This window comes from Hyalangium gracile, assembly GCF_020103725.1.
Taxonomy (GTDB): domain Bacteria; phylum Myxococcota; class Myxococcia; order Myxococcales; family Myxococcaceae; genus Hyalangium; species Hyalangium gracile.
Map to the genome: position 1 here is coordinate 491,689 of NZ_JAHXBG010000004.1, position 15,555 is coordinate 507,243.

The 15,555-nt window shown below is 68.3% G+C and carries 15 protein-coding genes; 5 read left to right on the plus strand and 10 right to left on the minus strand.

Annotated elements, in window-relative coordinates:
• The first annotated feature begins 50 nt into the window (after positions 1-50).
• Complete coding sequence (locus tag KY572_RS48095; RefSeq protein WP_407659928.1) at positions 51-548, plus strand: DUF6891 domain-containing protein; 498 nt, start codon at positions 51-53, stop codon at positions 546-548.
• Entirely contained in the window at positions 481-747 is a 267-nt protein-coding gene (locus KY572_RS10840; RefSeq protein WP_224242476.1) for a DUF6891 domain-containing protein, read from the plus strand. Before KY572_RS48095 ends, KY572_RS10840 begins: the two co-directional genes overlap by 68 nt.
• Before the next feature lie 351 nt (positions 748-1,098).
• Here KY572_RS10840 and KY572_RS10845 read toward each other — a convergent pair whose 3' ends face one another.
• From KY572_RS10845 to KY572_RS10860, 4 genes are all read right to left on the minus strand, one after another.
• Positions 1,099-4,092, minus strand: coding sequence for a phosphorylase family protein (locus KY572_RS10845; protein ID WP_224242477.1), 2,994 nt, complete (start codon positions 4,090-4,092; stop codon positions 1,099-1,101).
• 243 nt (positions 4,093-4,335) lie between these two features.
• Positions 4,336-4,812: a DUF4265 domain-containing protein gene (locus KY572_RS10850; protein ID WP_224242478.1), complete on the minus strand. Its 477-nt coding sequence runs from the start codon at positions 4,810-4,812 to the stop codon at positions 4,336-4,338.
• A gap of 14 nt (positions 4,813-4,826) precedes the next feature.
• The gene (locus KY572_RS10855) at positions 4,827-5,255 is read right to left on the minus strand and encodes an HNH endonuclease (protein ID WP_224242479.1); all 429 of its coding nucleotides are present in this window, start codon (positions 5,253-5,255) and stop codon (positions 4,827-4,829) included.
• A gap of 231 nt (positions 5,256-5,486) precedes the next feature.
• On the minus strand, positions 5,487-6,821 hold the full coding sequence (locus tag KY572_RS10860; protein ID WP_224242480.1) for a serine/threonine-protein kinase: 1,335 nt from the start codon (positions 6,819-6,821) through the stop codon (positions 5,487-5,489).
• A gap of 246 nt (positions 6,822-7,067) precedes the next feature.
• Here KY572_RS10860 and KY572_RS10865 point away from each other — a divergent pair, with 246 nt between their 5' ends.
• From KY572_RS10865 to KY572_RS10875, 3 genes are all read left to right on the plus strand, one after another.
• Positions 7,068-8,672, plus strand: coding sequence for an NHL repeat-containing protein (locus KY572_RS10865; protein WP_224242481.1), 1,605 nt, complete (start codon positions 7,068-7,070; stop codon positions 8,670-8,672).
• A gap of 36 nt (positions 8,673-8,708) precedes the next feature.
• A complete protein-coding gene (locus KY572_RS10870) occupies positions 8,709-9,125 on the plus strand; it encodes a hypothetical protein (protein WP_224242482.1) in 417 nt (138 codons plus the stop codon).
• Positions 9,126-9,309: 184 nt separating this feature from the next.
• Positions 9,310-10,800, plus strand: a complete 1,491-nt coding sequence (locus KY572_RS10875; RefSeq protein ID WP_224242483.1) for a hypothetical protein — start codon at positions 9,310-9,312, stop codon at positions 10,798-10,800.
• 55 nt (positions 10,801-10,855) lie between these two features.
• Here the strand turns inward: KY572_RS10875 and KY572_RS10880 are convergent, their stop codons facing one another.
• From KY572_RS10880 to KY572_RS10905, 6 genes are all read right to left on the minus strand, one after another.
• Positions 10,856-11,263 carry an SRPBCC family protein gene (locus KY572_RS10880; RefSeq protein ID WP_224242484.1) on the minus strand — a complete coding sequence of 136 codons (408 nt, stop codon included), beginning with the start codon at positions 11,261-11,263 and terminating at the stop codon, positions 10,856-10,858.
• Positions 11,260-11,583, minus strand: coding sequence for an ArsR/SmtB family transcription factor (locus KY572_RS10885; protein ID WP_224242485.1), 324 nt, complete (start codon positions 11,581-11,583; stop codon positions 11,260-11,262). Before KY572_RS10885 ends, KY572_RS10880 begins: the two co-directional genes overlap by 4 nt.
• 62 nt (positions 11,584-11,645) lie before the next feature.
• On the minus strand, positions 11,646-12,299 hold the full coding sequence (locus KY572_RS10890; protein ID WP_224242486.1) for a carboxypeptidase-like regulatory domain-containing protein: 654 nt from the start codon (positions 12,297-12,299) through the stop codon (positions 11,646-11,648).
• Positions 12,299-13,969, minus strand: coding sequence for a caspase family protein (locus tag KY572_RS10895; RefSeq protein ID WP_224242487.1), 1,671 nt, complete (start codon positions 13,967-13,969; stop codon positions 12,299-12,301). The genes KY572_RS10890 and KY572_RS10895 overlap by 1 nt, the downstream gene beginning before the upstream one ends.
• Positions 13,970-14,001: 32 nt before the next feature.
• On the minus strand, positions 14,002-14,841 hold the full coding sequence (locus tag KY572_RS10900; RefSeq protein ID WP_224242488.1) for a hypothetical protein: 840 nt from the start codon (positions 14,839-14,841) through the stop codon (positions 14,002-14,004).
• A gap of 5 nt (positions 14,842-14,846) precedes the next feature.
• On the minus strand, positions 14,847-15,419 hold the full coding sequence (locus KY572_RS10905) for an RNA polymerase sigma factor (RefSeq protein WP_224242489.1): 573 nt from the start codon (positions 15,417-15,419) through the stop codon (positions 14,847-14,849).
• Positions 15,420-15,555 lie beyond the last annotated feature (136 nt).

Sequence of the window (15,555 nt, forward strand, 5' to 3'; positions counted from 1 at the left end):
GGGGTTGGACGCGGATGGTCTCCAGCAGCCCGGGGTGGTAGGCAGCGCTCATGGCGCTCCCCGACAGTGTCCTGAAAGAAATCGACACCCTGGTCGCCGCTGGCTTCGACAACCACGAATCGCTCTACCTCCATCTCTTCGGGACGATGGGGGACATGTTCGAGCTCCCAGCCGGTATCACTCAGCTCTCCGAGATTCCCCCGGGGACTCGCCGCCTGGTGCGCGAAGCCATCGCGGCGGCTTTCGCGAAGAGGGCAGAGGAACAAAGCCCCTGGCCTTCCGTGACCGATGGGGATCGGCTCCGAGCCGCGTTCGCTGAGCTCGAACAGCGAGGCATCGTCGCGCTGGAGCACTGCGGCGTCACTCAAGACGAGGGGATCCACCAGGCTGCCGAGGTCTCCCTCGCTCGGGATGAGCTGGGGGAAGCGACCCACGGGTACTGCTTCTTCCATGCCCAGGACGCTTGGAGGGCCGTGCACGGTGATCTACGACTACGGCCCATCGCTCCTTCCACGGCTCGAGGAGATCACCGCCCGGTGGCTCGATGAGGAGCGCGCACTGGAGGCGACGTGGACGGAGCCCTCGACGAACGATCGGATCACTGCGGCCTTCAAACAGCTCAACGCCCGGGGAATCCTGGCGTGCGAGTGCCTCGGTAGCACCATCCACGACGGTTGGGGCTATGCGGCGTCGGAAGCATCCGCGACGCACCGGGGTGTGGCCTTCTTCCACGGTGTTCATCCCTGACGGCATGCGGCTTCAGTTCGGCACGCGCACCGTTCGGTTCATCGTCGAGGACCGCGCTGAGTGGATGGCTCTCATCCGAGAGACGGCGGAGAAGCTCGGGCGGCGCGGCATGTGAACCTCGAGGGCCGATTCCACGAGTGCTGTCGGCATTACGTCGGTCCGACCGGTCGGACTGCCGTAAGGGCTCGGTCGGATTTACGTCGGTCCGACCGGTCGGACTGCCGTAAGGGCTCGGTCGGATCTACGTCGGTCCGACCGGTCGGACTTCCGTAGGAACTCCGGTGAGGGCGAGTCCTACACCGGCGCCCGGCTCTACCCGGCCCGGGAGCCTTGCTACCTCCCACTCACTCCTCAATCCTTCCAATCCACCTTTGCGTAGATTGCGGCCACCCCCGCAGTGACGAAGACGGGCAAGACGAACTCCGAGGGGATGAGTGGCAGTTTCAGGAATTGGCCGGCGAGCCAGAGCGCAAGAATGGATGACAGCGCCCCCGCTATCGCTCCCATGATGCTGCGGGCCCGGGAGCCAGGTCTTGCGCAGGACAAGAGGCTACTCATGGTCTTCATCCCCTGCGCTGAAGCTAATGCAGCACTCGCTCCGAGGAGCGTGCCGACCAAGCAAAGGCTCAGCACGGAGGGGCTGGCGATTGTCGCAACCATGCCCCATATCCCAACGAGGACATTCGGAACGAAACGCCACGTCAGGCTCCAACAGCCGATCAGGAAGCCCAGCGGCGACCCGATGGTCCCTGATATGACTCCCGTAGCGCAGGCGACAGCGAGTTTCAGCCGGCCTTGCAAGGTGAGTCCGAGCTCCTCCTGGAGCAAGGCGACTCGCTGGCGCACGGCACCCGCCTGGCTCCTGTCATACAGCCTCTGGAGCGCGGGACCACTCGCCTCTCCTGCTGCTCGCAGCACGTTCCCTGCCAGCATCGGGTGGACTTCCGTGCTCTCCAGCAGGCTCGCGATTCCATCCAAGATGGACTCATACTGACTGAGTCTCGAAGCGGCCTTCGCGATGTCCTTCTCGCGGAACTTGAGCCGGGTGGTTAGAGCGACGAACTCTCGGCGGGTCGCTTCCGGGTGCTGGTCGAGCACCTGGACGATGAGGGGGATCCTCCGAGTCTCCTCTTCGCTCTCCTCGTCGCGGCTGCTGAGATCGACAAGCCTCCTGACAAGAGAAGGAAGTGCTGCCAGGGCATAGGGCGGGGTCGTTGCATAGAAGGCGAGGGCTTCATGGGTCAGCGGCGCCATTCCGCCCCCCGCGGAGAGCACGTCGGCGGCCTTGTCCTGGGCTGCAAGGAGAGCGGTCACCACCCTGGGGCGAAGATCTCGTGGCACGGCATGCAGAGAGCCCAGCAGGCTTCTTAAACCGTGAGGTCCTAGTTGGAGGAGGCGCTCCATCGCCGCCGCTCGCAGTTGTGAGAGTCGAACATCCAGGAAGGGCGCATGGGCCTCCCGCGTACATGCCCACTCGGGCAGAAAGTCAAGGATGAACGCCGTGAGCTCGAGCTCCATCTCATCGTCTGTCTGAAGACGGTGGCAGGCGTCATGAATCTCCTGGCCGAGCGGACCCGAGTCCGCAGCCAGGAAATTCAATGCTGGCAGGAGATGACGCATGTGGGCTGCATCCACCCTTGGCAGCAGCGTGCGCAGTGTCGGGATGGCGTCACGCCCCGTAAGCTGAAGAACCTTGGTGGCCTGATCGCGGACATCCTCGCGCTCATCCCACAGCGCGATCTCCGCCGCCGGAAGGCACGAGGCGGCGGGCGCTGGTGTACGCACGGCCACGCTCGCGGCCAGTGCCGCGAGTTTCCGTGGGGGCGCTGAGCGCAGAACCTCGAGAGCCCACGAACTCACGTCCTCGTTCACCACGGAGGACCGATCGAAGATGTCGAGCACGCGGCTTGCCGAGGTGGGGTCCTGCTTGCCGAGGCGGATGAGCTCGGCCACGTTCGAGGGTGCCAGGGTGTCCAGACACCTCCGAGCCGTATCGCGTACCGCGTCCCGCTCGTCGTCTGTCAGGAGCAACAGTCGTGGCAGGGCGGGAGCACCGATTTTCTGCAGGGCTTCTGCCGCGGCGTTCCTCCGGCTCTTGTCATCCAGGGCGCGGCAGAGGGGAGCCACCGCATCCGCCCCCAGTCCGGCCAGGAGAGAGGTGGTCGTGCCGCTCACCTCATGGTCCGCATGGCCAAGCAGCCGGACCAGGGGCAGGAGCAGCGCCTGGTTGCGCGGGCCAATCGCCTGGATGGCCTCCAGGACCTGGCTCGTGTGGTGGGGCTCCTTCAGCAGCTCGAGCAGGTCGGGAAGCACCGACTCGGCACGCGGCCCCTGGTCCGCCAGTATGCCCAGTGCCTGACGGCGGTCCGAAGGGTCGCCGCTCCTCACGACGTCGATCCACTCCGCCAGCGACTTGCCCAGGACGACGGGGCCAGCTTCGCCTAGCGGCTTCGTCTCCTGCATCTCCCGCTTGGGGAGGATCGGCCGGGCAGGCTCGCCCTCGGTGGCATCCCAAGCGGGGCCTCGGAGATCCAGCCCATGCGCCAGAAAGTCCGCAAGCACTGTCGCAGCCGCACGCGAGGCGAATTCGTGGAAGCTGTCGTTCTTGAGCGCGTCTCCGAAATCGGAGATGCCTCGGATGACCAGCCAGGGGGTGTTGTTGCGGCGGCAGGCATCCACCAGGCCCGCTGCCTCCATCTCGCCTACCTCCACCTTGCCATGCTGCTCCTGCCTCACGGCCACCAGCCTGGCCGGATCTCTCAGGAGCTTCTCTCCGCTGGCCACCGTCGCGGTCCTGAGGATGATAGCCGAGGCGACATCCGCCTGGAGCGCTTGCTCCTTGCCGCTCGTGGCCATCGGGTACTCGCCTTGGATGCGGCGGAACCCCACCTCAAGCCGAGCCGGGTCGGGGTTGTAGGCGATGATGTCCTGGTGGAGGGAGTGGGAGACCCTGTCGATCTCGGGACGGTGCTCCACCCTCGAAGCGCCTCCATCCTGAGACGCCACGAGGGCCGCATGCTCGTAGGCTATGACGCGCTCGGAGAGGATGACCTCGCCGATCTTGACCTTGCCCCGGATGCCTGCGGCAATGCCCATCAGCAAGACGAGCCGTGGCTTGTACCTCGTGATGACCTCTTGAGTCGCCGCCGCAGCCTCGGAGTTTCCAGCGAAGCCGGTGCACGTCACGACGAGCCGATAGTCTCGGTGCGCGACCTGAGAGTGTAGCAAGCCTCCAAAGTATGCTGTGCCTCCGCTGCTCTTCTCCCGCGCCCCGTGCGGAATGCTCAGTGCATCCAGCACGGCGAAGAGCTCGGGCTGGATGACGGTGATGATTGCGATGTCCACCGACCTCCCCAGGCCCTCGTGCTCGGACGGATCAGGCGGAGCGTCCCCACGCCCGACGTGCGTGTCGGGGAGATGGGAAAAGTCGGAGGATTGGGGGCGCTTCATGTGGGCCCTATGGTTGCGTGCAGCCATGGATCGAGGCAAGCGCTTCCCCGGCCTGGGGTTCTGCCTCCTGAGCTTCCCCGCGCGGCGGATCGCAGGGCCTATTGACAGCCAGAGCGTGGTTCGCTTGCCCAACTCCCTTCACTCGACCTCTGGCTGTCCAATACAGGCCTCCTCATACTCCCAGCGCTCCTGGCTGACGCCGGGGGAGAGTGCCTGACGTACAACCGCAAGAGGAACGCCGGGGGGAATGTCGATGGCTACCAGACGGGGCAGGTGGCTACGCTCGGTGTCGCACCCCAACCGCTCCACGAGTTCGCACAGCTCGGATACCTGGGGCTCGTCATGAACAAGAATGCGGAAGGTGCTGTGACCAGAGGATTGAAGGACCTGATCGAAGCGCAGCACACCCTCTTCGGCTCCTTCTTCAGGGACGGCGGACACGACGTCCCCCCATGCAAGGTTGCGCGCAAAGAAGGGTATATTGTCTAGCTGATAGCGACCTTCTCCTATGGGGAGAGCCCATAACCGCTCCGCGCCCACGGGCGGATATCCGTCCTCGTCCTGCTCCAAGGGAACGATGATTTTGACGTGGCGCTTGGAATCGTCACCCTTCACCGCGGCACCTCCTGTCATTGCTCCTTGTCGCCTTTCTTGAGGTTGCAGTCCCTGCAGAGGATCTGGCCGTTGTCCGGCACGCCCTTGCCTCCCTTGGACTTCGGGACAACGTGGTCCACCTGCGTCTCATTGGAGGGAGGCGTAACTCCTTTCTGGTGTTGCTGGGCTGGGACTGTCTCGACACCACAGTTCTCGCAGCGGTTCGTGCCGTCGTTGCGGCTAGCGTTTTCTTGTTTGACGCTCTCCTTGCTCTTTGGAGTGAAGCGCGTGCCTTTGGGTTTGCCTGCGATTCCAAAACCTTCAATCTCACCAGGGACTCCGATATCACCGGACTCACTCACGAGAGCAGTGAGCCTCGGGGCTCCTACGCATGGATTCGGTTCGGCACGCGCCACGCTCGCCGCACAAGCAACAAGAACTACCAGGAGTCGAAGCCAGTTCATCTCTTGCCTTCCACAAGAGGTCACCCAAGAAGCAGTTTCTTGGCGTTACCTGATGCTATGGGATTGAAGGTTGCCATCATCTCACACGGTCTTCGAGGGAGCACCTGCGGCCACCTGCGCGAACCGGGTACTGACGGGTAGAGTAGACAGGTCGGCGTGGAGCTTCATGGCGCATGGACGCCCCAGCACCCAGGTCCCAAAAGGTTGAAAGTCCAGGCTGGCTGCGGAGACTCAGGGAGTGCGCGTGGGGTGCGACGTCGAGGGGCGCTCCGAGGACAGGGCAGGGACGTAGCACCTTCCCTTGAACAGCTTGGCGTTGTATGCGGCGCCGAGCGCGTCACACGCTTCGTGATTCACTGGCACCCAGCACGCGCCGTTGAGGGAGACGTGGGCCTTGTGAGGGCAGCGCCCTCTGGCATCGGGCCGCACCTGCCCCGGTTGCGGCTCGGGCAGGGCCTCCTGCGCGAGCGGTGCTTGCACTGGTGGCTCCGCGGACTGTGCCGTGGAGGCGGTGGACGCAGCCTCGCCGAGCCCCGAGGTATCTGCCTCCCGCGGAGCAGCCGCTTCTCTCCGCTCTTGGGCGAGGAGAGGCTTCTCCCCGGACCACTTCGCCACTGCCCACCCCGTCCACACGACCAGCGTCACGGCCGCCGCCATCGCGAGCCAGTGCCACCGGGGACGCGCGGAAGGTGGCGGGCGAGAGGCGCGCTCCAGGGCCTCGGCGAGCTGCGCCGCGGTGCCTCGCTGCTCGGGGTGCACCGCGAGCATTCGCAGGATCAAGGCGCGGACGACAGGCTCCACCCCTCGAAGCGAGGCGGGAGTGCGCACCTTGTGGATGTGCCAGGTGCCGTGCTCATCCCGGGTGGGCCCCACCCATTCCGCGTACTCGCCGGTGAGCAGCCGGCAGGCCGTCATTCCCAGCGCGTAGAGGTCATCGGCGGGCTGATGGGTATAGCGAGCCGAGCGGTCGCGGCGGGAGTTGATTTCAAAGAGGCTCGCTTCCGGGGAGCGGTAGAGCGGGGTGCCCACGCAGACGGCGGGAGGCGTGAGCCGCTCGGCACCCGGCAGGCAGCCCAGGCCGAAGTCGGTGAGCATGGCGCGGCCATCGGAGTGGCGCACCAGCACATTCTCCCCCTTCAAGTCCCGATGGACGGCGCCCAGGGCGTGCAGGGCCTGGAGGGCGCTGGCGAGCTGCGCCAGCACGCGGACGCACTCACGGGAGGCGACGTCAGGCTTCCAGGCCCAGTGGTACAGGGGCACTCCGTCCACCCACTCCATGGCGAGCCACGGGTAGGGCGTGCCATCGGAGGAGTTCCACGTGCCGCTGTCGTACAGGCGAGGAACGCTCGGGTGGCGCACGCGCGAGAGCAACTCCACCTCGCGAGCAAACCGAGGGTCCGCCGGGCGCAGCGCCAGCTTGAGCGCGACGGGTGGGGCGTGCTCGGAGTGCCGAGGCACGGCGCGGTACACGGCGCCGTGGGCCCCCTGGCCCGCCCTGGCCAGAACGCGCCAGGGGCCCACTTCCGTGCCGGGGGACAGGTGGGCCGATTCGGGAGCGTCACTCATCCAGGATCACCTTTGCCGCTTCGCCCGCGTCGAGAGAGGGGCGGACACTAACGCATGGGTCATGCGGGCCCCAATGGGTCCTTCCGCGGAGCTTGTCGATGCCTGGCTCCAGCACTGGCGCCAGCGCGGCGGCTCGGGGGATGCTGACCGGGTGGCGGCCCTGAGCTCGCGACGATGGAGGTCTGCGCCCGAGCCCCACACGGAGAATGCATGTATCGAGTCCCCTGTCAGTCACTGGTTGCCTGGATGTTGGTGGTGAGTCTCCAGGCCCTGGCCTCTCCTCCCTCCCGCTATCGCCAGGAGGTGCTGGTGCCGGGCTCTCCCTTCCAAGGCGTCCACGGGCTGGCCCTCTACGGCCATCGGCACCTGCTCGCCAGCAACCTGCTCGGACAGTCGGTCCACCTCGTGGACCTGCGCGATGGCGAAGTCTCCACCCTGGTAGGGCCTCCGCTGGGCGGCGCGGATGATGTGGCGGTGGGGCCAGATGGCTCCATCTACTGGACCGGTTACTTCTCCGGCCGGTTGATGCGGCGCACTCCCGATGGGAGGACGCACGTCATCGCCAGCGATCTCCCAGGCCTCAACTCGCTGGCGTTCCGCCGGGACGGCAGGCTGTACGTCACCCAGCTCGGCCCGGCGGACGCGCTGTGGGAAGTGGATCCGCGCGGGTACCTGCCTCCTCGGCAGATTCGCACCAACCTCGGCTTCCTCAACGGCTTCGAGTTCGGCACGGACGACCGGCTGTACGGCCCGATCCTGCTCAGGGGGCAGATTGCCCGCGTGAACGTGGACACGGGGGCCGTGGAGGTGGTCGCGGAGGGCTTCACCCTGCCGGTGGCCGCCAACTTCGACGCGCGCCGCGAGCACCTCTATGTGCTCGACTCGGCACGGGGGGAGATGGTCCGCGTCCGGCTGCCCTCGGGAGCCAAGGAGGTCGTCGCGAGGTTGCCTACCGGGCTCGACAACCTGGCCGTCGGCCCCGATGACCAGGTGTACGTGTCCAACATGGTGGACAACGACATCCGCGTGGTCAATCCCGCCACGGGCTCCTCCCGGCTCCTCGTCGACTCACGCTTGAGCGTGCCCTCCGGCCTCGCCGTCGCGCCGGATGATCCGCAGGAGCGCCTGTACGTGGCGGATGTGTACGCCTTTCGCCAGGTGGGAGGGCTCGATGGGAGAATCACCCAGACGGTTCGTGCGCTCTCCACCCCGCTCACCTTCCCGATGCAGGTGAGCCTGGGCGCGGAGCACGTGGTCCTGAGCAGTGCGTATATGGGGAACCTGCAGGTCCTGGATCGAGCCTCCCTGCAAGTGCTGCGGACGATCCCCAACACGAATGGCGTCCAGGGCGTGCTCGAGCTGGCCGATGGCACGCTGCTGGTGGCCGAGGCCTCCACGGGCAGGCTCGTGCGGGTGGACACCGCCCAGCCCGCGGGGACCACGGTGCTGACCGAGGGACTGGCGGGGCCGGTGGGGCTCGTGGCCGATACGCAGGCGGCGCAGCCGGGGGTGTATGTCACCGAGGTACGCTCGGGGCGGGTGAGCCGGGTGCGCCTGTCGGATGGGGCTCGGACCACGGTGGCCACGGGCCTGCGGGCACCCGAGGGTATTGCCCGGCATCCCGACGGTGGGCTGATCGTCGCCGAAGTGGGCCGCAAGCAGCTGGTTCGTATCGATCCCGTCACCGGGCGCAGCACCGTGCTCGCGAGGGGCTTGCGCATCGGTCTGCCCGAGAGCGCGGGCTTTCCGCCGGGCTACATCCCCACGGGGGTCGCCGTGGGTGCCTCGGGGACCATCTACGTGTCCTCCGATATGAAGAGCGCAATCTATCGGTTCGTGCCGGTTCGCTGAGGAGCGAGGGCTTCCGCTGGGGTGCCTCTGGAAGCCATGGAGTGCCCGGACGAGACGACGCCGAGCGACTTCCTGCAGGGCTGTCTCTCTTGGACCGCCAGGTGGCGCTCAACGAGGTGGGGGGGGACTCTGCCGGCGCTCACGCACCTGTCGCGGCTCGTCATCCGGGGGCTGGAGAGCTCCCAGGACTTCGACGGGCCGGAGGAGAGGGTGGTGGTCGTCGAAGGCAGCGCGGACGGCGTGAAGTGGGTGCGCCTGGCGGAGGTGAAGCCCTTCCGCCCCGAGCCGCTGTCGAGCATCGCCAGCCGGTACGACAACTGGACCCAGGACACGCCCTTCGATGTGCCGCTGGTGGATGCGCCCTCCGTGCGCCTGGTGAAGGTCTTCGTCCAGCAGGCTCGGGGCAGTCAGGCCACCATGCTCGAGCTGGCGGAGCTGTCCGTGTTCGAGTGAGCGTGGCGGGAGCATTGGCCGGGGCTCCCGCGAGCGCGCAGTCAGTCATTTCACTCATGAGGAGTGAGGCGCTTCACAGCACCGAGGCGGTTCGGATGGCAGCGTGGATTTCACCAAGAGCCACGAGCAGCGGCCCTTGGTGACTGGGTCCACGTTCAGAAAACACATACTCCGAGGTGCTTCGATGACGCTACGAACTTCCAGGTTTGGCGCCTGCTCGGCGCTGTTGCTCTGCGCAGGCATCGCGCTGCCCACCCACGCGCAGACGCCGTCCCCGCTACCGTCGAACCTGCCGGCGTTCTGCAGCTCGGGCGGCTCCACACTCTGCCCGACGATCCCGACGTCGCTGCTGATTCCCGGCCTCGACTACTCGGGCCTGACCTCCAACCAGACGCAGTTCGACAACTTCTCCTGGCAGATGTTCGTCGCGCTGAACTGGCCGGCCGACCAGAACGGCAAGCCGGTCGGCACCAGCCTCTCCGCCAATCCGACCGCCAAGCGCGTGTGGGAGTATTTCCCGAGCACCCTCGACGTGTTCGGAGGCAGCCCTGGCGGCGGATGCACGAACAAGAGCCTGCCCACCTTCTACAGCATCGCCAAGAGCGGGTCGCTGACCCAGGCCGCCAGCCAGTCAGGGCTGGCCGACGCCATGCTCTCCAACCTCGGCACGCAGGCCGGGAAGATCCTCCAGGCAACGGGTGAGCCGTTGATTGATCGCAACGGCAACTATGTCCTGTACGACATCCGCGTGTCGCCAGCCGAGAAGGCATATATCCAGTCGAAAGGGCTGACGACCCAGGGCGGCCAGCAGGCGTTCACCGGCACCATCCAGTTTCCCGCGGCGTCGGGGAGCAACAGCGGCGCCATCGAGATCAAGACTGCCTGGAGAATCCTGCCCGCGCCCGATTCGAACTACTACTCCATCAAGGCGCAGATCAGCCTCGACGGCACGGAGACGGAGAGCGGCAAGCCCGCCTGCTTGACGGTGACGCTGGGGCTGGTGGGCATGCACATCGTCGCCAAACCGTCCGCCAGCTATGACTACAACGCCTGGACGTGGACGACCTTCGAGCACAAGGACAACGCCCCGCTGGCCAAGGACGCGCCGCAGCCAGTGGACGGCCAGCACCCGGCCCCGCAGGTGGCCTGCTCCGCGGCTGACGCCGGGTCGGCCACCTATTCCTTCTACAACCCGTCCTGCACCAAGGATGGCAAGCCTTGCGCGCTGAACGAGCCGCCGCAGAAGCCGCTGGGTGGCTATCGCTGGAACACCTCGGGCCCACCCTATGCCCCGGCCCGTCTGCTCAATGACGGCAAGTATGGCACGCAGGTCGCGCGCTGCTGGGCGGTCTACCAGCCCACCAGCGAGCTGAACGCCGCGTGGCTCAAGAAGCTTCAGGAGGTTGACCCGAAGGGCCCGTGGAAGAACTACTTCGTGGTGTCGACACAGTGGGTGTCGTCGCAGGTCCACGGTCAGACGCTGACCTTCGATCAGCGGCAGGTACCGCGCTTTGTCTCGAACACGACCATGGAGACCTACATCCAGAAGGAGGGCTCCTGCATGTCGTGCCACAACATGGCCACGGATCTGGCGAAGAAGAACTCGAATTTCAGCTTTTTCCTGCTGAACGCCGTCCAGGGCGTCCAGGGAGGAGCGAGCAAGGCCAGGCCCTGAGTCACTTTGGGATATCCCAAAGTGACCCATTTCAGGGCGCTCGACGAACGCTCCCTCACGAAGCGAGCCGGGCGGCCACCGTCGCGCCGAGCCTCACCAGGATGGCCGGCCACCCCTTGCTCATGTTCTCGAGCGCGAAGACATCCTTCGGCTTGCTGGGGTCGAAGCCCTCGTGGAGCAGCGTGAGCCGTGTGCCGCTGCCCTCCGGCTGCAGCCTCCAGGTGAGCGTCCAGTCCGGAGTGAAGCGGTACTTGAAGAGGCGCTCGGGGACGACCTCGAGCACCTCGCACGGCTGCTTGCCCCAGTTGCCCATGTCCAGCTCGAACTTGTGGCCCACCACGGGGCGCACGTCGCCGGCGGCCCACCAGCGCGCGTGCAGCTCGGGATCGGTGAGCGCCTTCCACACGGCGGCCGGCGGCTGTTCGTAGTACTGGTCCAGCTGGATGAGATTGTTGTGCTTCATCGTTTCTTCTCCTCTTCCTTGAGCACGGCATCGAGCGCGGCCAGGCGCTTCTTCCAGTAGCGGGTGAAGGTGTCGAGGTACGCCTCGACCTCGGCGAGCGGCTGCGGATCCAGGTGGTAGTAGCGCTCGCGGCCGCGAGGCTCCTCGCGCACCAGCTTCGCCTTGCGCAGCACCTGCAGGTGCTCGGACACGGCGGGCCGGCCCACGTCGAACCCCGAGGCGAGCTCCGTCACCGGTAGCGGCCCCAGACGCAGCTTCACCAGAATCTCCCGGCGGATCGGATTCGCCAGGGCGGAGAACACGTCCACGTTCGTCGTCATGGCGGGCAATATGTGTCGGAAGTTTCCGACGCGTCAACAAGTTCCGACGCGTCGCCCGAGCCTCACGGCTCGTCTTCGTCCATCACCAACGTGAGGGAGAGCTCCTCGCCCGCGCGTGGGCAGCGGTCGGCGCGGGCCTCGTCATGGCCGTCGGCCCTGGCCCGCACGCGGTAACAGCTCGCGGGCAGAGGCCCCAGCCGGGCGAGGCCCTGCGCGTTGACGGGGATGTGCTCCACGTCGGTGCCGTCCAGGTCCAGCTCCGCGTGGGGGACGGGCTGGCCGGCGCCATCCACCACGGTGACGAGGAGGAAGGCGCCAGGGTGGGGCACGATGTCGCCCAGCTCCAGCACCTCACCGCCCGCCGGGTCCACCCGCACCGTCGTCGCGTGCGTGGCCGAGGCGATGATGAAGAGGGCCCCCGGAGAGGCCGGAACGTCGCGAAGCTCGAAGCGGCCGTCGGCGTCCACGCCGGTGCGGAACGAGTCCTCGTCCCCGTCGCCCGAGCCGTGCCCGTCGTCGTCCTCCTCGTCGTCGTCCCCGTCCTCGCGGCCTTCCGAGCCGTGCTCGATGCGCAGCGTCACTCGCGCCGCGCTCGGTTGGGCCCCCACCACGCGGCCCCGGATGACGGCGCTGCCGAGCGGTGCGTTGAAGAAGCCGCCGCAGCCGGCGGACGCTAGAGCGAGCACGGGCACGAGGAGGCAGAGGGCCGAGCGCATCAGAACCGATACCCTCCCCCGAGCGTCGCAATGCCGAAGCCCACCATGCGCGTGCGCCCGTCCACCGGGACGTACGCCCACAGGAACTGGCTGCGAGCCGTCACGGTGAAGCGAGGGGTGGCGCGCCATGTCACTCCTGCCATCCAGCCAGGCCACAGGGTGGCGTACGAGTCACCCTGGACCAGCTCGAGCTGGAAGGAGCGCTGCAGCCATAGCGCGGCCACGTGTGGGCCGGTGGAAAGCCCCACCGGCCCCAGCCACCAGGACTTGCCCACGCTGGCCCCGGCCACCAGCGCCCGGTGTCTCATCTGGACCTGCTTGCCCACCGGTGACGTCACCTGCCCCTGTCCCATCCCCGCCGCCACGTCCACCCAGAGGTCCAACCGTTCGTCGAGGAGCGCCTGGGGCAGGTACAGCATCGTGCCCAGCAGGGCCGAGGCGGGCAGCACCTGCTGGCGGCTGGCGGTGTCGAGGAAGCTGAAGCCGCCCGCCGCCAGCGACACGGCTCGGGGGCGCGCCCCTGCTCCCGAGGGCCGTTGCGCCAGCGCCTCGAGATCTCGCCGCTCGCCGGCGACGAGCTCCAGCGTGTCCGCCCACAGCACCTGTCCGCCCTTGGTCAGCTCCAGCTTGCGCCGGCCGGGCGGCACCGCCACGCCCCCGGGCAGCTGGCCCACGTCCTCGCCATCCACCTTGAGGGTGAAGCCCTCCAGCCGTCCGCCATAGCTGAAGAGCTCGGGCCGGCCGGCGCGCGAGAGCCGCCCGGAGAGGAGCGCGGGGTCCGCGCCCACCTCGAGAATCCGCGCGCTGGGCCGCTGACGGCCCTGCGTGTACGCGTACGTGAGGCGGCGCGCGAAGTCATGGGCCTCGGTGGCGCTCACCGCGCCGTCGCCGTTGCGGTCGCCACGCCCGTCCAGCGCCTGCACGAGGAAGTGGGTGTAGATGTCATTGCCCAGCGCGTCGTCCTCGCGCGCCGCCTCGCCCCAGTCGCTGGCGGACAGGATGATGGAGGCGCGGCTGGACTCCTCCAGGGGACGGGTGGGGGCGGGAGTCGGGCCCTTGGTGCGCTCCAGCTCCGCGCGCACCTCGGGGGGCAGCAGCGACTTGCCGGTGCCGGAGTGGCAGGTGGCCAGGACGAGCACCCGGCGCAGGCTCCGCAGCTGCTCCAGCGAAGCCTCCAGCGTGGGCATGTCCAGGCTGGTGCCCGCCACGTCGCGGAAGGACGTGTCGGAGGTGACCAGGTAGCGCTGCAGCTCGCCGCGCACATCGCGCGCCAGCGTGCCGTGGCTGGAGACGTACACCACCACCACGTCCTGCGGCCGGCGCACGCGTGCCTGGAGCGCCCGCAGCGCATCGAGCAGCGCGGCGCGCGTCGTCTCCTCGGGACGGGTGAGCACCGTGACGGAGGCGAAGCCGCCGCGGGACGGATCCCTCAGGGCGCGCGCCAGGTCCTCCGCGTCCTTGCCCGCGTAGCGCAGCGGCGTCCACGCCTCATCGCTGAAGCGAGGGATGCCGATGAGCAGCGCGTGGCGCTCTCCGGCGTGCGCGCTCCCCACCGCGTCCGCGTCCGCCCGCACGCGCACCAGGCCCCCCTTCTCACCACCGCTCGAGGCGAGACAGGCGGTGAGGGTGAGCGCCAGCGCGAGCAGGGCGGCGGTGGGGAGGCGGACCACGGGGACATCTCTCCAGGGAGCGCGAGCGGACGCTACCGTCCGGTGGGCGAATCATCGCCGGGCTGCACCCGCAAGTGAATCCGGGCCGTCACGGCTCCCGGCCACCCGGCGGCCTGCTCCAGCGTCGGGGCCTCATGCCCGGAGTCATGGCCCGTGGCGCCGCCAGTGAGGGGGCCCGGCGGCAGCGCCACCAGCGCCAGCGTGAGCGCCCCCGTCTCGCCCTCCAGGGACACGCCTGCCAGCCCGCTCGCCTCCGCCAGATCGTGCGTGCCGGCCTCCAGGCTGAAGCGGCCGAGCACGCGGGGGGCCTCGGCGGGCACCTCGCGCACGAGCACCGCCTCCACCGCTTCGGTGGTGTGGTAGCGCAGCAGCACCACCGCCTCGGGTGGCAGGGCCTGGCCCTCGGCCACGGGCAGCACGCGCCCATCGGGCAGCTGCGCGGCCGCCGTCAGCTCGAGCACCAGGGGTGCGCCGCCCTTCACCCGCTCGCCGCCACGGGGCTCCCCCGGGCGCTCCATGCGCGGCGCCAGCACCAGGAGCACCAGCGCGGCCGCCACCGCCGCGAGCGCTCCGAGGCGGGGGCCCCACGTCCGGGCCTTCGAAGGGAAGGCGCGCCGACGGACCCGCTCCCATCCCAGCGTGTCCTCTCGGGGCGGCGTGTTCGCCACCGCCACCAGCGCCTCGTCGGCGAGGGCGTCGAGCTCCTCCTGTCCCGAGGCCTCGGCGAGGAAGCCCTCACAGGCGTCGCACGGCGAGGCCAGGTGGCGGGCGAAGTGCGCCACGGCCGCGGGCTCGCGGTCGCGCAGCGCGCTCCAGCTGGCCGCGTCCAGGTGGCCGAAGGGGCCCGGAGTGTCTTGGGAAGGAGTCTTCATGGCCGCTAGCCCACCTCCGCCGCCAGCAGCCGTGCCAGCAGCTCTCGCTTCACCCGGGCGCGGAAGCGCTCCAGGCGCATCGTCACCGCGCTCTTGCCCAGCCCCAGCTGCTCGGCGATCTCCCGCGCGCTCTGGGTGCCCTCCACATAGAAGAGGTGCGCGGTCTGCTTCTCCGGCCCCTCGGGCAGCGCGTCGATGAGGGCGCGCACCACCGCCACGCGCCGCTCGAGCCGCAGCGACTCCGGCAGCGCCGGGATGGCCGGGTCCACCTCGTGCGCCAGGGCATCCTTCACCTGCTCGCGGGTGCGAGCGCTGCGGCTCAAGGCCAGGGCGTAGTGCCTGGCAATGGCGTGCAGCCAGCGGCTGAAGGCCCGCGGGTGCTCCAGCCGGGACAGGGAGCGGAAGGCACGCACGAAGGTCTCCTGCACCACATCCTCCACCTCGGCCGGGCCGAGTGTCGCGAAGCTCGCCGCCACCCGCCGCACCGCACCGTGGAAGTGCTGGTACAGCTCACGGCACGCCGCCTGGTCTCCTTGTCTGGCCCGCTCGAGCCAGAGCGCCATCTGCTCTTCCGTCATGAGGTCCGCCCCCCGGCCGTCGCGCGCGAGCTCCCCCTGGCGTCCCTCCGCACAGGAGGGCGCCGGCCTGGAAGTCGGGATGCCCCGGTGTCACACATCCACTCCACCGTACAGGACCGCCTCTCTCGGGAAGAAG